The organism is Micromonospora sp. NPDC049645, from assembly GCF_040675155.1.
In the GTDB taxonomy this organism is placed as follows: Bacteria; Actinomycetota; Actinomycetes; order Mycobacteriales; family Micromonosporaceae; genus Micromonospora.
Map to the genome: position 1 here is coordinate 1 of NZ_JBFAOI010000002.1, position 20,804 is coordinate 20,804.

A 20,804-nucleotide genomic window follows, 5' to 3' on the forward strand; every position below is an offset into this window, starting at 1 on the left:
GCGGGGGAAGTTCGAAGAGGGGCGCCCCGGCGACCCGTGCGGGGTCGACGTCGGGACACGGTGTAACCGGGGCGGCCGGCCGGATGTTCCCGGGGTCCGCTCACCACCACCCGATGGTCGCGGTGGTCTGCCAGGTATAACGACCCCGACCGGCCGACGATTCCGCCCCCGGGGTGGCCCCGACCACCCGACACCACCGACCAAACCCGACAAGCCACCCCAACGGGGGACGCCAGCGCCACCAGACGGGGCTGTCCCGACCGCCCCCCCGGCGTCGATCAAGGAGTCGTGGTGGGCGCAATATTCCCCGATGCCCGATTGATGAGGCACCACAACCCCATGATCGACACGGGTGCGTCTAGGCCCGGCCAGGACGGTCAGGTTGCCTTGAGTAGCTCCAGGACGGCGTCGCGGGCGGCCAGTACGGCTGCCTCGGATTGCGGGCCGGGGTCGAGGATGTCGAAGGAGTGCTGCCCGTCCGGCACCTCGATCACCCGCATCGGCCAGCCCTGTGCGGTCGCCGCGGGGAGGAACGCGTGGATGCCGGCGAGGACCGGTGGGATGTCCTGACCGGCCCGGGTCAGCACCAGCGGCACGCCCGGACCGGAGCTGAGGGCTTCGACCGGCAGGAACCGAGCGTCGACCTCCCAGCCGGGGAACGGGATGAGCAGCGGGTACGTCAGTGCGATCCCGCGTAGCCAGGGCGGTGGGAGGCGGAGCCAGTCGGCTGCGAAGAGGCCGCCGCCGGAGAAGAACCACAGCACCACCCGCTCGGGGTCGACCCGCGGATCGGCGCGAACCTGTTCGACCATCGCGGCGATCTCGTCAGCGGCGGCGGGCAGCGCCGACAGGTCGGACACCTGGTAGCTGACCAGCGCGGTGACCACGCCGCTCGCGGCGAGCAGCGCGCCGTAGCCGCGGTAGAGCAGCCAGTCGCGGGGGTCGGGCGCGTCGGGTGGCAGTGGAGCGCCGTGCACCACCACGACGGCGGGCGCGGGACCGCTGTGGGCGGGCAGGTGCAGGTCGACGTTGCCGTGTCGTTCGACCGGCGCGGTCGGGGTGGACAGGACGAAGGGCCGTTGTGCGACGGGCGTCGTCATGACCTCATCGTAACGATCATCAACCTGCCCAGCTGTCCCAAGACGATCTACAAGGGACAGCGGGTCAGGCCGGATCGCCGGGCTGCGCGGCGTCGCCGGCCTGGGCGTGCCGCTCCAGGAGCCGCTGCCGGATCTCCTCCGGGGTGTACGCGCGCCGGCGCCGTTCGGCCCGCGCGATGACCACGCCGGAGGCCGCGACGCCGGCGAGGCCGGCCAGCCCGAGGACTTTCCACCACCGCATTCGTTGCCGCATCGGCCTAGGCTAGACCCTCATGAGCATCAGCCTGGATGAGGCCGTCGAGTTGACCCGCACCGGTGACGTGTGGGTGTTCCGGGGTCGCAGCGTGCCGGACCGGGCGATCCAGTTCACCACCAACAGCCCGGTGAACCACGTCGGAATGGCGGTGGTGCTCGACGACATGCCGCCGCTGATGTGGCACGCGGAGCTGGGCAGGTCCCTGCCGGACCTGTGGTCGGGCACCCACCAGCGTGGCGTCCAGTTGCACGACCTGCGGGACGCGGTCTGCGTCTGGGCCAACCGGTACGGCCAGCGGGCGTGGCTGCGGCAGCTCGATCCGCCGGCCGACGGGGAGATGGAGCGGGCGGTGCTGCGGACGATCGCGCGATTGGACGGTACGCCGTTCCCGTCGACCGCTCAGCTGGCGTGGCGCTGGGTGCGGGGTCGGGTGCCGACGCTGCCGCTGCCCGGCCGGCCCACACCCCGACCGAAGCCGGCCGACCCGGGCAGCCCCGCCGGATCGGCGGGTGAGCGGGACCGGGCGCTGGAGACGGCGTACTGCGCCGAGGTGGTGGCGGTGACCTACGAGGCCATGGGGTTGCTGCCGGCGGGCCGGCGTCCGAACTGGTACGACCCGGGGCGGTTCTGGAGTGGAGACGACCTCGGCCTGGCCGCCGACGCCCGGTTGGGCTCGGAGATCGAGGTACGGGTGCCGCCTCGTTGAGGTTTGACCTGGGCGGTGAGCGGCAATTGCTGTGGCCGTGAACGCCTCCACGGACCTTGACACGTTGGCCGACTTCTTCGACCGGTACGGCGTGGCGTTGACCTCCGGTGACCTGCCGGCCATCGCCGGCTATTACGCCCTGCCGGGGTTGGTGGTGGCCGACACCTACAGCTTCTCGTTCACCACGGCGGCGGCGGTGGCGCTGTCGTTCGTGGGCGCCGCACCCGACTACCAGGATCGGGAGTTGGTCGCGGCGCATGCCCGGATCGAGGACGTGCAGCCGCTGTCAGCGCTGTTGACGATGGTGGCGGTGGAGTGGGAGTTCCTGGACAGTCGAGGGCAGGCGGTGCCGGGGGAGCGCTACCGCTACCTGCTGCGTACCTCGGATGACGGACCGCTCATCTGCACTGTCGTCCGGACGGCCTGACCGACCGGGACCGTCCGCCGGGTCGAGCCGTTTTCCGTGGCGGGTCGGCCGGTCGGCCTGATCCGTACCCGCCCGGTTTTCGGTCGGCGCGGTGCTGGCTACGCTGTCGCGTCGGTGGGGGACGAGGGGAGACCTGGTGGCGGTGGGGCCGGACGGTGCGGCAGGTTCGCGGGCGGCGAGGGTGTTGGCGTCGGTGCCGTGGATCGTGGTGCTGCTCGGTGTGTGTGCGCTGGTGGTGCTCCTGGTGGTCGCGCTGCTGTCCTTCCGGACCAGGGAGCGCGACGCCGCGCCGCAGGCCGCGCCTCCGGTTTTCCTGCCGACCGTGCCGGCCGCCGCGTCGGCAACCGGTGGGCCGACCCCGGCCGGTGTGGAGCGACGTTCGGTGTCGCCGCGGCCGTCGCGGAGCAGTCGGACACCGTCGCCGCGGGCCACTGTGACCGGCTCGCCGACGTCGGACCGGACGAGCGCCCTGGTGGCGCCGGCGGCGCCAATGGAGGACCCGGTCAGCGCCCGGTACCAGGTCGGTACGAATGGCCGGGACGGGGACGCGGCGGTGCTGTCGATCGCGAACGAGTCGGGTCAGTCGGTGGACTGGCAGGTGGAGTTGGCGTTCGACGACGACACGTGGGCGCTGCGCGTGGGTGACGACTCGGGCGTCTCGGTGCGGGGGCGCGGGCACGGGGAGTTCGTGTTGAGCGGCACCCGTTCCCTGAAGGCGGGTGACTCCCGGACGCTGCGGTTGCGCGTGGGCTGGGGTAGGTCGGCGGAGCGTCCACTCAGGTGCACGATCAACGGGGTCGACTGCCGCATCGGCTGAGCTGGAGCCGGGTCGGCGGTACGGCGTCGGGCTGCCGAGGCTTTCCGGCCCGGGTCGCCGATCGCTACGCTGCCCGGACGGTCCGCTGAGGGAGGTACATGTCCGGCATACGCCGTGCTTCGCGCCCATCGCGCGGTCCGGTCGCGATCGCGACGTCGCCCTGGATCGTGGTGGGCGCCGGTGTCGTCGTGATGGTGGTTCTGCTCGTCGTGGCGCTGGGCGCGTACCGGGGACGCAGCCCCGCGCCGGACGGCGCGCTGCCGCCGGCGCTCCCGCTGCCGTCGGCGGTGGTCGTGACAAGCTCGCCCGCGCCGGTGCTGTCGCCGGTGCCGGTCCAGCCGGGGCTGTCCGGGCGGGGGAGTGGCCTGCCGCCGAGCGCCGCGGCCGGGTCGGGTTCACCGTCGGCCGACCCGACTGTCGGTCCGACCGGGAGGCCGACGACGACCCGGTCGCCGAGCCGCGCGGCGCAGGGACAGCCGGCGATGAGCGGGCGGTACCGGGTGGTGCAGAGCTTCGACGGGGGTTTCATCGGCGAGGTGTCGATGGTCAACGCGTCGGCCCAGAGCCGTGGGTGGACGGTGCGGTTGGAGTTCACCGGTGGGCGGCTGGTGACCGCCTGGGTGGAGGGCGTGCCACAGGGGACGGTCCGACAGACCGACGACGGTTTCACGTACGTCAGCGGGGTTGACGTGTCGCCCGGCGGTTCGGTGTCGTTGCGGTTCCACATGGAGCGGGCGCCCGGCACGCCGCGCGACTGCACGGTCGACGGGGTGCGCTGCGACGGGTTGTGAGCGGCTCTTCCGCAAGGTGGCTGCTGTGTTGCGACCATGTTTGCAAGGTATTGCAGAATGTTTCGGCAAGGGTTAGCGTGCGGCCAATCAGCGACCAGAGGAAGGCGTCGATGAAACCCCCGCCGATACCCCGCACCGCTCTGCTGGCCCTTGCCTCCCTGCTCACCATCACGCTCGTCGGCACTCCGGTCGCCGTCCACCCCGCCGCCGCGGCCCCCCGACCGTCCGAGGGCGTCCCGCCCGCGCCCGGCGGCGCGGCCCAGTGGCGGACCGAGCCCACCGCCGAGGCGCTGCTCAAGGCCGGGGACAACTCCGCCCGAGCCGAGCAGTTCTACTTCGTCCTGCCCGACCGGTTCGCCAACGGTGACCCCCGCAACGACCGGGGCGGCCTCACCGGCGACCGGCTGCGTACCGGCCTCGACCCCACCGACAAGGGCTTCTACCACGGCGGCGACCTCAAGGGCGTCATCGACAAGCTGGACTACATCCAGGGCCTGGGCACCACGGCCATCTGGCTCGCACCGATCTTCAAGAACCGGCCGGTGCAGGGTTCCGGCAACGACATCTCGGCCGGCTACCACGGCTACTGGATCACCGACTTCACCCAGGTCGACCCGCACTTCGGCACGAACGAGGAGATGAAGCGACTGGTCACGCTCGCCCACCGGCGCGGCATCAAGATCTACCTTGACGTGATCGTCAATCACACCGCCGACGTCATCAAGTACGCCGAAGGCAAGTACGCCTACGTGGACAAGGCGACCTCGCCGTACACCGACGCGCGAGGCCGGGCGTTCGAGGACCGCAACTACGCCGATGGCAGCCGCGCGTTCCCGCCCGTCGACAACGAGTCCTTCCCGTACACGCCGACGTTCGCCGAACCGAAGGACGCGAGCGTCAAGGTCCCGGCCTGGCTGAACGACGTCACCATGTACCACAACCGGGGCGACTCCACCTTCGCCGGCGAGAACAGCGAGTACGGCGACTTCTTCGGCCTCGACGATCTGTGGACCGAGCGCCCCGAGGTGGTGCAGGGGCTGACCAAGGCGTACGGGGACTGGATCGGCGCGACCGGCGTCGACGGGTTCCGGTTGGACACCGTGAAGCACGTCAACATGGACTTCTGGCCGCAGTTCAGCCGGGGCATCGAGCGGGCCGCCGAGAAGGCCGGCAAGAAGGACTTCTTCATGTTCGGCGAGGTGTACAGCGCCGACCCGGAGATCAGCTCCAGCTACGTCCGGCAGGGTGGGCTGCCGGCCACCCTCGACTTCGCCTTCCAGGAGGCCGCACGGGGCTTCACCGCCGGCGCCGGCTCCGCGAAGGCGCTCGCCGACGTGTACGCCCGCGACGACCTCTACGCGGCCCGAAACACCGACGCGGGCCGGTCGACCACCTTCCTCGGCAACCACGACATGGGTCGGATCGGGTCGTTCATCGCCGGTGGTGGCACCGACCCGGCCAGCCACCTGCGTCGCGACCAGCTCGCGCACCAGCTGATGTTCCTGACCCGCGGCCAGCCGGTGATCTACTCCGGCGACGAACAGGGCTTCACCGGCCCCGGCGGGGACAAGGACGCCCGCCAGGACATGTTCGCCTCGAAGGTCCCCGACTACCTCGACGACGATCTGCTCGGCACCGACCGCACCCACGCCAGCGACCAGTTCGACCCGGCGCACCCGCTCTATCGGACGATCGCCGAACTGGGCCGACTGCGCCAGACGCACCCGGCGCTGCGCGACGGCGTGCAGATCACCCGGTACGCGGCCGACGGGCCGGGCGTCTTCGCCGCCTCCCGGATCGCCCCGGCCGACCGCACCGAGTACGTGGTGGCGGTGAACAACGCCGACACCGCGCAGACTGTCACCGTGGACACCTGGTCGCCCGACGCCACCTTCACCGGCATCTACGGCGGCTCGGGCGGCGCACCGGCCGGCGAAGCGCGGGCCAGCGGCGAGGGCGAGCTGACCCTCACCGTGCCGCCGCTGTCGGCGGCGGTCTACCAGGCCGGCGCACCCATCGCGCAGGCGGCCGACAAACCCACAGTCACCATCACCAGCCCGCTTCCGGGCGCGTCGGTCGCCACCCGGGCGGCGGTCACCGCCCGGGTGACCGGTGACCCACTGGCCACCGTCACCGTCGCGGCCCGGGTGGCCGGCGGCCGGTGGACGTTGCTGGGCAGCGCCGACCACGCCCCGTACACCGTGCAGCACGACCTGACCGGCCTGGCCGGCGGCACCCGGATCGAGTACAAGGCGGTGACCCGCGACGGCCGGGGCCGGGTCGCCACCGCCCGGTCCACCGCCGTGGTGGGCACGCCGGCCCAGGGCAGCTCCCGCGAGTGGGCGGTCGTGCACTACCAACGCCCCGCCGGGGGCTACGACGACTGGGGGTTGTACGCCTGGGGCGACGTCGACCCGGCGTACGTCACCGAGTGGCCGAAGGGGCAACCGTTCGCCGGGGAGGACTCCTACGGCCGGTTCGCCTGGGTGAAGCTCAAGCCGGGCGCCACGTCGGTGAACTTCCTGGTGGTCGACGCGGGCGGCAACAAGGACGTGGCCCAGGACCGCAGCATCGACGTCACCCGGACCGGCGAGGTCTGGCTCAAGCAGGGCGACCCGGCGGTCTACCCGAGCAGGCAGGCGGCCACCGGTGAGCCGGACCCACCGGTCGAGGAGGGCACCGCCGTGCTCCACTATCGGCGGGCCGACGGCAACTACGACGGTTGGGGCCTGCACCTGTGGGACGGCGCGGCCAACCCGACCGAGTGGTCCGCGCCGTTGAAGCCGGAACGGACTGACGCGTTCGGGGCGGTGTTCCGGGTGCCGCTGGCGGCCGGGGCCACCGGGTTGAACTACATCATCCACAACGGCGACACCAAGGACCTGCCCGACGACCAGCGGCTCGACTTCGCCAGCGCCGGCCGGGAGGTGTGGTTGCTCGCCGCCACGCCGGGCCGCCTGCTGCCGTCGATGGCCACCACCGCCAGCGGAGACACCGACATCAGCAAGCAGAAGGCGCACTGGATCGACCGGTCCACCGTGGCGTGGCAGACACCCCCGACCGACGGCAAGACGTACGCGCTGGTCGCCGCGCCGACCGGCGGGGTCAGCGTGGTCGACGGCGAGCTGACCGGGACGTACACCACGTTGCCCTTGCGGGCGCAGCGCAACGGGCTCACCGAGGCCCAGCGCGACAGGTTCCCGCACCTGTGGTCGTACCGTAGCTTCGCCCTGGACCGGGCGGACCTGGCCAAGGTCCCGGCGGCGCTGCGGGGGCAGCTGCTGGTCACCGAGCGCGACGCCGACGGTGCGCTGCTCGCCGCGACCGGCGTGCAGATCCCCGGCGTGCTCGACGACGTGTACTCCCGGGCGACCGACGCCACCCTCGGGCCCACGTTCGCGGGCCGGACGCCGAGCCTCGCGCTGTGGGCGCCGACCGCTCGGAGCGTGGCGCTGCAACTGTTCGACTCGCCCACCGCCGCGCCGAGGACGGTGCCCATGCGCCGCGACGACCGCACCGGCGTGTGGTCGGTGCGCGGCGACCACACCTGGACCGGCAGGTTCTACCGGTACGAGGTGCGGGCCTGGCAGCCGGCCGCGCAGCAGGTGGTCACCGCGTCGGTCACCGACCCCTACTCGGTGGCCCTCGCCGCGGACTCCACGCACAGCCAACTCGTCGACCTGAACGACGCGGCCCTGGCCCCTCCCGGGTGGCGCACGCTGCGCAAACCGGCGCCGGTGCCGCCGGCCAAGGCGCAGATCACCGAGCTGTCCGTGCGGGACTTCTCCATCGCCGACGACACCGTGCCGGCCGAGCGGCGGGGGACGTTCCTCGCGTTCACCGACCCGAAGACCGCCGGCATGACCCACCTGCGGGCGCTCGGCGACGCCGGGGTCACCCACCTGCACCTGCTGCCGGCGTTCGACTTCGCGACGATCCCGGAGAAACGGGCCGACCAGCGCCAGCCGGCCTGCGACCTGGCGGCGCTTGCGCCGGATTCGCCGGAGCAGCAGGAGTGCGTGGCGGCGGTCGCCGAGACCGACGGCTACAACTGGGGGTACGACCCGCTGCACTACACCGTGCCCGAGGGCGGCTACGCCGTCGACCCGGTCGGCGCGGCGCGCACCACCGAGTTCCGGCGGATGGTCGCCGGGGTGAACGACGCCGGCCTGCGGGTGGTCATGGACGTGGTCTACAACCACACCTCGGCGGCCGGCACCGACGCGAAGTCGGTGCTCGACCAGATCGTGCCCGGCTACTACCACCGGCTGCTGGAGGACGGCACGGTGGCCAACTCCACCTGCTGCGCCAACACCGCGCCCGAGCACGCCATGATGGGCAAGCTGGTGGTCGACTCGCTGGTCACCTGGGCCAGGCAGTACAAGGTGGACGGCTTCCGCTTCGACCTGATGGGTCACCACCCGAAGGCGAACATCCTGGCCGTCCGCAGGGCACTGGACCGGTTGACCGTCGCTCGCGACGGCGTGGACGGCCGGTCGATCCTGCTCTACGGCGAGGGTTGGAACTTCGGCGAGGTCGCCAACGACGCCCGGTTCGTCCAGGCCACCCAGGCCAACATGGCCGGAACCGGCATCGGCACCTTCAACGACCGGCTGCGCGACGCGGTGCGCGGCGGCGGGCCGTTCGACGCCAACCCCCGGGTGCAGGGTTTCGCCTCCGGGCTCTACACCGACCCGAACGGCGACGCGGTCAACGGGTCACCGGCCGAGCAGAAGGCCCGGCTGCTGCACGCCCATGACCTGATCAAGGTGGGGCTCACCGGCAACCTGCGTGACTACCGGTTCACCGACACCGCCGGACGGCAGGTCACCGGGGCGCAGGTCGACTACAACGGCTCCCCGGCCGGCTACACCGCGGCGCCGGGGGAGGCCGTCACCTACGCCGACGCACACGACAACGAGATCCTGTACGACGCGTTGGCGTACAAACTGCCGCAGGCCACCACTGCTGCGGACCGCTCCCGGATGCAGGTGCTGGCGCTGGGCACCGTGGTTCTGGGACAGGGCACCGGCTTCGTCACCGCCGGCACCGAACGGCTGCGGTCGAAGTCGCTGGACCGTAACTCGTACAACTCCGGTGACTGGTTCAACCAGATCCGGTGGGACTGCGCCCAGGGCAACGGGTTCGGCGCCGGTCTGCCGCCCGCGCCGGACAACGAGGACAAGTGGTCGTACGCGAAGCCGCTGCTGGCCGACCCGAAGCTGGTGCCGGACTGCGCGGCGATCACCACCACCGACGCCCGGTACGCCGAGTTGCTGCGCGTCCGGGCCTCGTCGCCGGTGTTCGGGCTGGCCACCGCAGAGCAGGTGCAGCGGCGGGTCGCGTTCCCGCTGTCCGGTGCGCAGGAGACGCCGGGCGTGCTGACCATGACCCTGGACGCCCGCGGGCTGGGCGGGCCGTGGAAGTCGCTGACCGTCGTCTTCAACAGCACACCGTCGGCGGCCACGCAGACGGTGACCGGACTGCGCGGAGCGGACGTGGCACTGCACCCTGTGCTGGTCGACTCGGCCGACCCGGTGCTGCGTACCGCCTCGTTCGACCGGGCGGCCGGCGCGTTCACCGTACCGGCGCGCAGCGTGGGGGTGTTCGTGCAGAGTTGACGTAAGACCGGCCCCCTTCCGCGTCTCGCGGAAGGGGGCCGGCCCGTTGGTGCTCTGCTATCTCGTCACCCGAAGGGTGCTCTGCTGGCTCGTCACCCGAAGGGAGGTGATCAGGCGAAGCAGTTCTCGATGGTGCCGCCCGGGATGGCCAGGCAGTTGGTCGGACGGTTCGCGGTGATGGCGGACTTGTCGTCCACGTTCACCTCTCCGAAGAAGCTGAAGACACCGCCCGGCTCGAAGGTGGAGAAGTTCTGGGCGACCTTCGTCTTCGACAGGTTGACCTCGCCGAAGATGTTGAAGATGCCGCCGCCGACCCCGATCGGGCCCACGGCCCGGTTGCCGACGACCTCGCTGTCGCGCAGCGTGGTGACGCTGTCGGCGTTGAAGAGCCCGCCGCCGAAGAAGCCGGCGGTGTTGTCCTTGATGCTGCTCTTCTCGAACGTGGCCACGCTGTCGAAGGCGATGGCCACACCGCCACCGACACCGGCGGTGCTGTTGCGCTCCACCGTGACGTTGTGCAGGTTCAGCTGGCTGTCCGCCGCAGCGATACCGCCACCGGCGAGGACCGCGGTGTTCGAGACGAACTTGCTCTCGTACGCCGTGGTGTTGCCCTCGATGTCGAGGTAGCCGCCGCCGAAGCCCAGCGTCTCGTTGTCGGTGATCTCGGCCTTCTTGAGCTCGACCGTACCGCCGTCGACGTCCTCGGTGAAGATCTCCGCAGCGCCGTTGGAGATACCGCCACCACCGATGACGGCGGTGTTGTCCTTGATCTTCGACTCCTCGACCTTGAGGAGGCCGGCGTTGAAGACGCCGCCGCCGAAGAAGAAGGCGGTGTTACGGGTGATGGTGCTGTGCCAGATCTTCGTGGTGCCGAAGTTGGCCACACCGCCACCGTTGCCGCCCGACTGGTTCAGGACGACCTCGGACTCCAGGATCTCGGCGGTGCCACCCGGCTGAACCAGGATGCCGGCACCGTCGTTCTCGTCCGGCTGCTCGACGAGCGGCGTGACGACGCCCGGCGTGGCCTTCGGGGTGACCTTCGGCGCGGCCTTGAGGCCCGCCTTCGGGTTGGCCTGCCGCGCGGTGAGCGCCTGGGCCAACGGGGTGCCCGCCTTCACCTGCGCGGCGAGCGCCTCGGAGTCCGAGTAGGCACCCCAGACAGCCGCCGGCTCGATGGGCTCATACCGTTCGAGGGTCTGGCCACCCTTGATGGTCAGGCCCTTGATGGTGAGGTGCCCACCAGCGCCGACGTTGAGGATGCGGAAGTAGTCCGCGGTGGCTTCCCGGGAGATCGTGGTGTGCTCACCCTTGAGCGTGATCCGCTCGGTGATCACCGGGAGGCCGTTGCCCTCGTAGTCGTTGCGGGTCAGGTTGTAGGTGCAGCCCTTGGCCAGCTCCAACACACCGCCGTGCTTGTTGTTGGCGAACACGATCGCCTGGATCAGCTTGTCGGTGTCGCAGGGCACCTCCTTCCCGCGCTCGCGGTCCTTGTCCTTGTCCCGGTCCTTGTCCTTGTCCCGGTCCTTGTTCTGGTCCTGGTCCTTGTCCCAGTCGCGCGCCTCGTCACCCCGCTGGTCGCCGTCCTTGCTGACCTGGGCGGTGTTCCAGTTGAGGCCGACTGCTCCGGCGCTGCCCGCGACGCCCACCGCCGCGAGACTGATCACGCCCGTCAAACCGGCCACGCCACTGGCGAGCCAGAGCTTGCGGCGGCGCTTGGCCGTCGCCCGCCCGGAGGCTTCGTTGTTCGTTAGGTAGTTGGACATCGGAGCTCTCTGCCCTCTCCTCGTACCAGACAGGGTCGCCGCCGTCAGACGGGCGTCCCCTGCTACAAATCGGTTGTAGCTCCCAAAAACACCGTATGAGAAGGTTCCTCGCCTCGTGGGCTTATCCGAGAGAACCCCACATTCGGTTCATGTTGCCCCCAGCGGGGTCCGGACGGCACACCACTGCCCAAGCCGGCCGGCAAGCCCGTGACCTGCCCAAACAGGTACGCCCCTCCGAGCCGGTAGCGGCTCGGAGGGGCGTTCTATATGGTTCGGCCCCACCCGATCAGGCGAAGCAGTCCAAAACGTTGAAGCAGTTGGTCGGGCGGTTGGCAGTGACGGCGGACTCGTCGTCAAGCCTCACGGTGCCGCCGAGGCTGTTGAAGATGCCCCCCGGCTCAAGGGTGGAGAAGTTGTGCGCCACCTTCGTCCGGTGGAGCGTGACCTCGCCGCCCTCGGTGTTGAGGATGCCGCCGCCGCGGGCGAACGGACCGACTGCCCGGTTGCCCAACACCTCGCTGTCGCGCAGCGTGGTGACGCTCTCCTCGTTGAAGAGGCCGGCGCCGGAGGAGCCCGCGGTGTTGTCGTTGATCCTGCTGTTCTCGATCGTCGCAACGCTGTCGAAGGTCACGGCCACACCGCCACCCGAGCGAGCGGCGCTGTTCTTGACCACCGTGGCGTCCTTGAGGGTGAGCTGACTGTCGGCCACCGCGACGCCGCCACCGTCGAGCCCCGCGGTGTTGTCGCTGACCGTCGTCTCGTGCAACGTGGTGGTGCCCTCGACGTCCAGGACGCCACCGCCGAAGCCCAGCGTCTCGTTGTCGGTGATCTCGCTCTTGTAGAGCCAGGCCGAGCCGCCGTCGACGTCCTCAGTGAGGATCTCCGCGGCACCGTTGGAGACGCCGCCGCCACCGATGATCCCGGTGTTGTCCTTGATCTTCGACTCGTCGACCTGGAGCACGCCGGCATTGAAGATGCCGCCGCCGAAGAAGAAGGCGGTGTTGTGCGCGACCGTCGTCTTGCTGAGCCTGGTGCTGCCAAAATTGGCCAGCCCGCCGCCGTTGCCGCCCGCCTGGTTGTAGAGCAACTCGCTGTCCAGGATCTCCGCGCGACCGCCGGGCTGCACGAGCACCCCGGCGCCGTCGGTGAACTCGGGCTGCTCGACCAGTGGCGCCACCGCCGGCCCGGCAGCCACTACCGGCTTGACGGCTGGCTTGGCGGTTGGCTTGACGGCCGTCGTGGCGGCCGGCTTGGCGGCTGTGGCGAGCGGCTTGGCGACCGCGGCAGCCTTGGAAGCCTTCGCCGGGGCCTTGGTGGCCTTCGCTGGGGGCTTGGTGGCTGCCGCCGGAGCCTTGGCGGCGGCAGCCTTCGCTGCCGTCGGCTTGGCTGCGGGCTTGGCTGCGGTCGCTGCCGGCTTCGCCGCCGTGGGCTTGGCGGTCGCGGCCGCAGGCTTGGCGGTTGCCGCCGCAGGCTTGGCGGTTGCCGCCGTGGGCTTGGCGGTCGCGGCCGTGGGCTTGGACACGGTGGATCGGACCACCGCCGAGTACGGCGCCCAGACCGTCGCCGGGTCTGCGGTCATCGGCGACGCGAGCGTCTGGCCACCCTTGATGCTCAGACCCTTGAGCGTGAGGTGCCCGCCCGGGCCGACATTGAGGATGCGGAAGTAGTCGGCCGTGGCCGCACGGCCGATGGTGGTGTGCTCACCCTTGAGGACGATGTTCTCGGTGATCACCGGAAGGCCGTTGCCCTCCTGGTTGCGGGTCAGGGTGTAGGTGCAGCCCCGAGCCAGCTCCAGCACACCCCCGTCCTCGTTGTTGGCGAACGTGATCGCCTGGATCAGCTTGTCGCTGTCGCACGGGACCTGCTTGGTGCGGTCCTTTTCGTCCTTGCCGTCCTTGCCGTCCTTGCCGTCTTTGCTGTCTTTGCTGTCCTCGCCGGACCGGTCGTCGAAGCCGCTCCAGTCGTCGCCGCCCCACTCGTCGTCCTGACCGTCTTCCGCGGCGCCGTTCCTGCCCGCGCCGGCGTCGTCGCTGACGTTCTGCCGGTTGGTCGACGGCTGCGCGTCGGACACCTGGTCGGACTTGGGTTTGTCGTCCCGGGCGGCGATGCCGCCGAGGGCGGCCAGGCCGACCACGCCGGTCAGCCCGGCCACGCCGGCGACCCAGAGCGCCCGCCTTCGTCGTGTCGGCGGAGCTGTCGAGGCCCCGCCGTCGGTACTCGTTACGTCGTTGGACATCAGAGCCTTCCGCCCTTTCCTGCTACCAGACGGGATCGCACCGCCCGAGGCGCCACGACCAGCTACAAACGGGTTGTAGCCACTGATGTCCACCGTATGAGAGGCATCTTCGCGATGCGGACTTATCTGAAATAACCACGCATTCAACTCAGGTCGGGTGACGGCGGGCAGTCCGGGCTTTCCCGCTGTACTAGTTCTGAGCAGCACGAACTGCGACGGATGACGCTCGGCAAACGATCGTCAGCACGTCTGTGGCCACTCGCACGAGCGTGATCCACTCGGTTTCGCTGAAATCGCGGTGTCCGTGCGACGGGACAGCGCGACATCAAGGAAACCGAGTGGATCAAGGCCCGGGACGCCTGGTCGCCAGTCCAAGTGGGGGCCGGGCGGGGCCGGGCCGGGGCCGGGGGACGGCGGGCCGGGGTCGGGCGGGCTGGGGGACAGCGGGCCGGGGTCGGGGCGGGCCGGGGGCGGCGGGCCGCGGGACAGCGGGCCGGGGGCGGCGGGCGGGAGACGGCGCGGAGGTCGGCCTGCGGGGAGGTCGGCCTGCGGGGAGGCCGGCCGGCGGTGCGTACGTTGCCCCACCCCGTGATCCACTCGGTTTTGCTGGTATCGCGGTGTCTGCGCGACGGGACAGCGCGACATCAAGGAAACCGAGTGGATCACGGGGTGGGGCTCAACCGGTCAGCCCCCAGGGGGAGGTCAGCCGGGCAGGCGGGGGCCGGCTTCGCGCTGCTCGGCCAGCCAGGTCTCCACCTCGTCGGAGGTGCGCGGCAGCCCGGCGGACAGGTTCACCGCGCCGGTCGCGGTGACCAGCACGTCGTCCTCGATCCGGATGCCGATACCGCGCAGCTCGGCGGGGACCAGCTCGTCTTCGGGCTGGAAGTACAGCCCCGGCTCGACGGTGAGCACGTAGCCCTCGCCCAGCGCGCCGTCGCGGTACGTCTCCTTGCGGGCGTTCGAGCAGTCGTGCACGTCGATGCCGAGCATGTGGCCGAAGCCGTGCAGCGTCCACCGCCGGTAGACCGTCGACTTCTCGTCCATCGCCTCGTCCACGCTCACCGGCAGCAGGCCCAGCTCGGCCAGACCCTCGGCGAGGACCCGCATGCAGGTCAGGTGGACGTCCTTGAACTTCACCCCGGGGCGGATGGCCTCGATGCCGGCCTGCTGCGAGGCGTACACGATGTCGTAGACCTGGCGCTGTAGCGCGGTGAACCGGCCGCTGACCGGCAGCACCCGGGTCACGTCGGCGGTGTAGAGGTTGCGGCCCTCGACACCCATGTCCATCAGCAGCAGGTCACCCGGTCGGCTGGCACCGTGATTGTGCACCCAGTGCAGGATCGTGGCGTGCTCGCCGGCACCGACGATCGAGCCGTACCCGACGTCGTTGCCGTCGTGGCGGGCCCGCAGCGCGAAGACACCCTCCAGCAGCCGCTCGGAGACCGCCCGGTCGGCCGGCAGAATCCGCGCCACGTCCTCGAAGCCGCGCACCGTCGCGTCGATCGCGTCCTGGAGTTGACCGATCTCCCACTCGTCCTTGACCAGCTTCATCTCCGAGATGGCGATGGCCAGCTCCCGGTCCCGGGCCGGCTGCCCCTCGGCGCGGGGTCCGTCGTAGGGGCGGACGGCCGCGTCCACCTGGGCGTCGAAACCGCGCAACACCCGGGTACGCCCCGGAGCCAGGTCGGCGAGCGTCGCCTCCAGGCCGGTCAGGTCGGCGGTGGGCAGGCCCAGCTCGGTCGACTTCTCACCGAGGGTGTGCCGCCGGCCCACCCACAGCTCGCCGTTGCGGCTGCGGAAGAACTCGTCGGTCTCCCGGGAGGACCGGGGGCGCATGTACAGCGTCGCGTCGTGCCCCGAGCCGTTCGGGCGCAGCACCAGCACGCTGTCGGCGTCGTGGTCGCCGGTCAGGTAGGCGAAGTCACTGCCGGGCCGGAACGGGTAGTCGGTGTCGTTGGCCCGCACCTTGTCGGTGCCGGTGGGAATCACCAGCGTCTCGCCGGGGAACGCTGCCGAGAGCGCCGCCCGCCGCTTGGCGTAGTTGGGCGTCTCCGGGCGGGGTGTCACGGGGAGCGCGGTGTCGCGCCAGCCCTGCCGCATGAAGGACAGGAACGCCTCCGGGAAGTCCGGATCGTGCGATTCCGTACCGTCCGTCGGCGTACCGTCGGTGCGTCCCTCGGTCATTGCGCCGCTCCCTCCGCTTCGTTGCTGGTCCCGACGGTACCGCGCCTCCGATTGGCGGCGTCGCCCCCCGGGAGTCGGGTGGATCGACGGACGGCTGCGAGGGCCGACAGGGCGCGTGGAAAGATGGCCACCATGTGCGGACTTCTGGCCTTCTTCAGCGCGAACGGCAACGCCGCCGCGCATCGCGACCACATCGCCGGAGCGTTGGAATGCCTGCACCACCGCGGCCCCGACGAGACCGGGGTCGAGGTGGTCGGCGACGCCTCCGGCCGGTACGCGGACGGCGTGTTCGCCCACAAGCGGCTGGCCATCATCGACGTCGCGTCGAGCCACGAGCCACTGCCCTACGCGAACGGCCGTTACCTGCTCACCTTCAACGGCGAGATCTACAACTACATCGAGCTGCGCGAGGAGTTGATCAGGAACTTCGGCGCCCAGTTCGCCACCGCCGGCGACGGCGAGGTGATCGTCGCGGGCTACCACTTCTGGGGCGAGCAGGTGCTCACCCGGCTGCGGGGGATGTTCGCCTTCGTCATCTGGGACCGGCAGGAACGTCGGGCGTTCGGTGCCCGCGACTACTTCGGCATCAAGCCGATGCACTACCTGGAGACCGCCGACGGCCTCTACCTGGCCTCGGAGAAGAAGGCGCTGTTGCCGTTCGCGCACAGCAACTACCAGGGCGACGCGGGCGTCGACACGGCCAACCTCAGCCACTACCTGACCCTGCAGTACGTCCCCGAGCCCGGCACCCTGCACAAGGGCATCAGCCGGATCGGCTCCGGGGAGTACCTGAACTGGACCCCGGGCGGCCGGATCGACGTACGCCGGTGGTACCGGCCGGTGTTCCGGCCCGCGCCGGTCGACGACGAGCAGAAGCTGTACCACGAGATCCGGGAGACGCTGCGGGAGAGCGTGCGCATGCACATGCGCTCCGACGTGCCGGTCGGCTCGTTCCTGTCCAGTGGCATCGACTCCACGGCGGTGGTCGCGCTCGCGCGCGAGTTCAACCCGAACATCCTGACCTTCACCGTCGGCTACGACGTGCCCGGATATTCGGAGATCGACGTCGCCCAGGACTCGGCCCGGCACCTCGACGTCACCACCATCCCCACCAAGATCGGTCCGCAGGACATGATCGACGCGCTACCGAAGATCGTCTGGCACCTGGACGACCCGGTGGCCGACCCGGCGCTGGTGCCGCTCTACTTCGTGGCCAAGAAGGCCGCCGAACACGTCACGGTGGTGCTCTCCGGTGAGGGCGCGGACGAGTTCTTCGGCGGCTACACGATCTACCGGGAGCCGCTCTCGCTGGGCACCGTCAACGGTCTGCCCGGCGGTGTGCAGAAGGGGCTGCGCGCGGTCTCCAAGGCGATCCCGCAGGGGGTCAAGGGTAAGAGTTTCCTGGAGCGCGGCACCACCCCGATCGAGGAGCGTTACTACGGCAACGCCCGGATGTTCACCGAGGAGGAGAAGCAGCAGCTGATGCGCCGCTACGACCCCTCGGTGCGCTACACCGACGTCACCGCCCCGATCTACGCCGAGTGCACGGAGCTGGACGACGTCACCAAGATGCAGTACGTCGACCTCTACACCTGGCTGCGCGGCGACATCCTGGTCAAGGCCGACCGCATCTCGATGTCGCACTCACTGGAGGTGCGGGTGCCGTTCCTCGACCGTGAGGTCTTCGACGTCGCGGCGAGGATCCCGGTCGACCTCAAGCTGCCGCCCCGCTCCGACGCCACCAAGTACGCGATGCGTCAGGCGTTGCAGGGGGTCGTGCCGCCGGCCATCGTCAACCGCAAGAAGCTGGGCTTCCCGACCCCCACCCGGGTCTGGTTGCGCGGTGAGATGTACGAGTGGGCCCGGCACGTGCTCAGCACCTCGGGCGCGGGCGACCTGCTCGACCTGTCGTACGCGCTGCGGCTGCTCGACGAGCACAAGCGGGAGGAGGCCGACCACTCCCGCAAGGTGTGGACGGTGCTGATCTTCTGCATCTGGCACGCCATCTTCGTGGCCAAGACGCTCGACCCGGGCATCCAGCGCAACCAGTCCGCGCTGCTCACGAAGCCGGTGGTCGGCTCGATGGTCCGCTGACCCTGCCCCACCCTGTTGATCAAGAGGTTTGCGTCATCCGGAGCGGTTCCGGTGACGCAAACCTCTTGATCATTTCAGGTGGTGGTTACCGGCGGGCGCAGGTGACCGTGGGAAGTCCGTTCGTTCCGGTGCTGCTGGCCAGGAAGCCGAACGTCGTGGTGCCCTCCGGTGCGACGGTGCCGTTGTAGGCGACGTTCGTCGCTGTCACCGACGAGCCGGACGACGTTTGGGTGGCGCCCCAGATCTGACTGATCGACTGCCCGTTGGGCCAGGTCCAGCTGGCGGTCCAACCGGAGAACGGCGTACTGCCGTGATTCATGATCGTGACCTCGCCCTGGAAACCACCCTGCCAGGTGCTGCTCACCTTGTAGGCGGCCATGCAGTCACCACCGGACGGCGGCGGCGTGGTGGTCGGCGGGTCGGTCGGTGGCGGGGTGGTGGTCGGCGGGTCGGTGGGCGGCGGGGTGGTGGTCGGCGGGTCGGTCGGCGTACCACCCGGACCCACGCCGGTGACCTGGCCGCTGCCGCCGTCGAAGGTCACGTCGGAGCAGCCGAAGAAGTTCTCCTGCGAGTCCGAGCGGACCCAACGGGAGTAGATGATGTGCCGGCCACTCTTGCCCGACGGCAGGTTGCCGCTGAAGTAGTAGTGACCATCGTTGCTGCCGACGCTGCCGCGCTGCGGCGGGTTGGTCACCGTGAGGAACGGCTCCTCCAGGTCACTCCAGGCCAGCGCCCGGGTCGGGCTCCAGCTGTTCTTCGTGACGTAGAAGTAGAACGTGCCGGGGTGGTGCGCCCAGTTGCTGTACTTGAAGTCCAACCGCGCGCCGGCGGTCAGGTGGGTCAGCGGCCAGTCGGTGCGCGGCAGGTCGTAGCCACGGAAACCGGTGTTGCCGCCGCTGCACAACTGCCCGTCCGGAATGAAGCCGGTGGTCCGGCCGCCCGCGTCGGAGCGCAACACGCTGAACCAGTTGTACAGCGAGTTCGCCCCGCTCTGCGCCACCGCGGCGGAGCACGCGGGGTTGTTCGGCCTGATCTCACCGGTCTGGCTGCGGCCGTCCTGCCAGCACAGGTAGGTGCGGCTGCCCGGCGTCATCGCCGCGCCGTGCGCGGCGGCCGGCTGCGGATTGGACGCCAGGGCGACAGCGCCCAGCGCCACGGTCACGGCCGCGGTCAGTAACGCGGCCGTACGGGAACGATTCACGGGTTCTCCTGACTCGCGAGGCGCGCTGCCTGAGCCGCCCCGCCGCAATCGGGTGGGATGTGGGCCTGATCGCCCCGCTGACATGAGCGGTGCGACGATCACAGCGACGTGCTCCAGCGGAAAACAGCCAGTGGACGTGCGCCGTCGACGGTCCTGTCGTGGACCGGTGCCCTCGCGTCTAACCAACCCGGCAACCGGCGGCGCCGCAGCCCTCGCACCGCCCGGTACGCGTCATCCCACCACGTCGGGTGGCGCAACGCAATAGTCGTTCCTCGATGAATGAGAAGAGCCACCGGCCGCTCGCGCACGCCATATCCTGCCTACGGGGAGAGGAGACGGAGAGGCTGCCGCCGGTGCCGGACGTGTTCGACGAGGTGCACCGCCGCTGCCGCGACGGCGAGCCGGTCGCGCTGGCCACCGTCGTGGCCACCTGGCACTCCGCCCCGCAACCGCCCGGCGCCGCCATGGCGGTCGGGGCAGACGGCACGGTCGTCGGCAGCGTCTCCGGCGGCTGCGTCGAGGCCGATCTGTACGAACGGGCCCGCCGCGTGCTCGACACCGGCCAACCCGAGCTGCGCCGCTACGGGATCAGCGACGACGACGCGTACGCCGTGGGCCTGACCTGTGGCGGCATCCTCGACGTCTTCGTGGAACGGGTCGATCCCAGCGCCCTCCCGGAGCTGGACGCGGTTGCCGCGGCCCGTCACGGCGGCCACCCGGCAGCGATCGTCACCTGCGTGGCCGCCTACGCCGGACCCGCGCCGGCCGAAGCCGACACCGACGCCGCGCCGGCCGACGCCGCGCCGGCCGACTTGAATTCCGATCCGGCTACCGACCCGGCCCGGCGGCTGGGCCGGCGGTTGGTGCTGACCGGGCAGGGGTCCGTCGGCTCGCTCGGCGACGACCGGCTCGACGACGCCGCCAGCGCCGACGCTCTCGGGCTGCTCGCCGCCGGGCGCAGCGGGATGCTCCGGTACGGCTACCACGGGCAGCGCCGGGGCGACGGCGTCAGCCTCTTCGTGACCGCGTACGCCATCCCGCCCCGGATGATCGTGTTCGGGGCGATCGACTTCGCCGCCGCGGTGGCCCGGATCGGCGCGTTCCTCGGTTACCGGGTCACCGTCTGCGACGCCCGGCCGGTCTTCGCCACCGCCCGGCGTTTTCCCGAGGCGGACGAGGTGGTGGTGCGGTGGCCGCACCGCTACCTGCGTACGGAGTTGGTGGCCGGTCGGCTCGACGAGCGCACGGTGGTGTGCGTGCTCACCCACGACCCGAAGTTCGACGTGCCGCTGCTGGAGCTGGCGTTGCGCCACCCGCTGGCGTACGTCGGCGCGATGGGCTCACGGCGCACCCACGACGAGCGGCACAAGCTGCTGAGCGAGCGGGGACTCAGCCCGGCGCAGCTCGCCCGGCTCGCCTCCCCGATCGGGTTGGACCTCGGTGGTCGTACCCCTGAGGAGACCGCGGTGAGCGTGGCCGCGCAGATCGTCGCGGCCCGGTGGGGCGGCACCGGCCGCCCCCTCGCCGCGCTGGACGGGCCGATCCACCAGGCGGGGTAGCGCGCACGTCGGTGCGCGGCCTTCCGCGCCCATCGGGCCGCGCGCTGTG

13 protein-coding genes are annotated in these 20,804 nt (G+C 70.7%); 7 read left to right on the forward strand and 6 right to left on the reverse strand.

Going from position 1 to position 20,804, the window contains the following annotated elements:
* Positions 1 to 377: 377 nt before the first annotated feature.
* On the reverse strand, positions 378 to 1,100 hold the full coding sequence (locus tag AB0J33_RS05625; RefSeq protein ID WP_363610270.1) for a hypothetical protein: 723 nt from the start codon (positions 1,098 to 1,100) through the stop codon (positions 378 to 380).
* Between the two features lie 64 nt (positions 1,101 to 1,164).
* Positions 1,165 to 1,353 carry a hypothetical protein gene (locus AB0J33_RS05630; RefSeq protein ID WP_363611386.1) on the reverse strand — a complete coding sequence of 63 codons (189 nt, stop codon included), beginning with the start codon at positions 1,351 to 1,353 and terminating at the stop codon, positions 1,165 to 1,167.
* A gap of 19 nt (positions 1,354 to 1,372) precedes the next feature.
* Between AB0J33_RS05630 and AB0J33_RS05635 the strand changes: the two genes are divergently transcribed.
* From AB0J33_RS05635 to pulA, 5 genes are all read left to right on the forward strand, one after another.
* On the forward strand, positions 1,373 to 2,062 hold the full coding sequence (locus AB0J33_RS05635) for a hypothetical protein (RefSeq protein WP_363610272.1): 690 nt from the start codon (positions 1,373 to 1,375) through the stop codon (positions 2,060 to 2,062).
* Between the two features lie 37 nt (positions 2,063 to 2,099).
* Positions 2,100 to 2,489: a hypothetical protein gene (locus AB0J33_RS05640; RefSeq protein ID WP_363610274.1), complete on the forward strand. Its 390-nt coding sequence runs from the start codon at positions 2,100 to 2,102 to the stop codon at positions 2,487 to 2,489.
* 136 nt (positions 2,490 to 2,625) lie between these two features.
* Positions 2,626 to 3,306, forward strand: a complete 681-nt coding sequence (locus tag AB0J33_RS05645) for a hypothetical protein (RefSeq protein WP_363610276.1) — start codon at positions 2,626 to 2,628, stop codon at positions 3,304 to 3,306.
* 98 nt (positions 3,307 to 3,404) lie between these two features.
* Entirely contained in the window at positions 3,405 to 4,097 is a 693-nt protein-coding gene (locus AB0J33_RS05650; RefSeq protein ID WP_363610278.1) for a cellulose binding domain-containing protein, read from the forward strand.
* 110 nt (positions 4,098 to 4,207) lie between these two features.
* On the forward strand, positions 4,208 to 9,718 hold the full coding sequence (gene pulA, locus AB0J33_RS05655) for a pullulanase-type alpha-1,6-glucosidase (RefSeq protein ID WP_363610280.1): 5,511 nt from the start codon (positions 4,208 to 4,210) through the stop codon (positions 9,716 to 9,718).
* A gap of 110 nt (positions 9,719 to 9,828) precedes the next feature.
* Here the strand turns inward: pulA and AB0J33_RS05660 are convergent, their stop codons facing one another.
* The 3 genes from AB0J33_RS05660 to AB0J33_RS05670 all read right to left on the reverse strand — a co-directional run bounded on the left by AB0J33_RS05660 (position 9,829) and on the right by AB0J33_RS05670 (position 15,901).
* Complete coding sequence (locus tag AB0J33_RS05660; protein WP_363610282.1) at positions 9,829 to 11,481, reverse strand: hypothetical protein; 1,653 nt, start codon at positions 11,479 to 11,481, stop codon at positions 9,829 to 9,831.
* A 286-nt stretch (positions 11,482 to 11,767) separates the two neighbouring features.
* Entirely contained in the window at positions 11,768 to 13,924 is a 2,157-nt protein-coding gene (locus AB0J33_RS05665) for a right-handed parallel beta-helix repeat-containing protein (RefSeq protein ID WP_363610284.1), read from the reverse strand.
* Between the two features lie 495 nt (positions 13,925 to 14,419).
* Positions 14,420 to 15,901: an aminopeptidase P family protein gene (locus AB0J33_RS05670; protein WP_363610286.1), complete on the reverse strand. Its 1,482-nt coding sequence runs from the start codon at positions 15,899 to 15,901 to the stop codon at positions 14,420 to 14,422.
* A gap of 132 nt (positions 15,902 to 16,033) precedes the next feature.
* On the opposite strand from AB0J33_RS05670, the gene asnB reads away from it, so the two are divergent.
* Entirely contained in the window at positions 16,034 to 17,995 is a 1,962-nt protein-coding gene (asnB, locus tag AB0J33_RS05675) for an asparagine synthase (glutamine-hydrolyzing) (RefSeq protein WP_363610288.1), read from the forward strand.
* 85 nt (positions 17,996 to 18,080) lie between these two features.
* Here asnB and AB0J33_RS05680 read toward each other — a convergent pair whose 3' ends face one another.
* Positions 18,081 to 19,196, reverse strand: a complete 1,116-nt coding sequence (locus AB0J33_RS05680; RefSeq protein WP_363610290.1) for a lytic polysaccharide monooxygenase — start codon at positions 19,194 to 19,196, stop codon at positions 18,081 to 18,083.
* Between the two features lie 275 nt (positions 19,197 to 19,471).
* On the opposite strand from AB0J33_RS05680, the gene AB0J33_RS05685 reads away from it, so the two are divergent.
* Positions 19,472 to 20,755: an XdhC/CoxI family protein gene (locus AB0J33_RS05685; protein WP_363610292.1), complete on the forward strand. Its 1,284-nt coding sequence runs from the start codon at positions 19,472 to 19,474 to the stop codon at positions 20,753 to 20,755.
* The last annotated feature ends 49 nt before the right edge of the window (positions 20,756 to 20,804 follow it).

Coding starts and splice junctions, on each gene's coding strand:
- AB0J33_RS05625 (WP_363610270.1), bottom strand. CDS start 1,100: ATGACGACGCCCGTCGCACAACGGCCCTTCGTCCTGTCCACCCCGACC.
- AB0J33_RS05630 (WP_363611386.1), bottom strand. CDS start 1,353: ATGCGGCAACGAATGCGGTGGTGGAAAGTCCTCGGGCTGGCCGGCCTC.
- AB0J33_RS05635 (WP_363610272.1), top strand. CDS start 1,373: ATGAGCATCAGCCTGGATGAGGCCGTCGAGTTGACCCGCACCGGTGAC.
- AB0J33_RS05650 (WP_363610278.1), top strand. CDS start 3,405: ATGTCCGGCATACGCCGTGCTTCGCGCCCATCGCGCGGTCCGGTCGCG.
- pulA (WP_363610280.1), top strand. CDS start 4,208: ATGAAACCCCCGCCGATACCCCGCACCGCTCTGCTGGCCCTTGCCTCC.
- AB0J33_RS05660 (WP_363610282.1), bottom strand. CDS start 11,481: ATGTCCAACTACCTAACGAACAACGAAGCCTCCGGGCGGGCGACGGCC.
- AB0J33_RS05670 (WP_363610286.1), bottom strand. CDS start 15,901: ATGACCGAGGGACGCACCGACGGTACGCCGACGGACGGTACGGAATCG.
- asnB (WP_363610288.1), top strand. CDS start 16,034: ATGTGCGGACTTCTGGCCTTCTTCAGCGCGAACGGCAACGCCGCCGCG.
- AB0J33_RS05685 (WP_363610292.1), top strand. CDS start 19,472: ATGAATGAGAAGAGCCACCGGCCGCTCGCGCACGCCATATCCTGCCTA.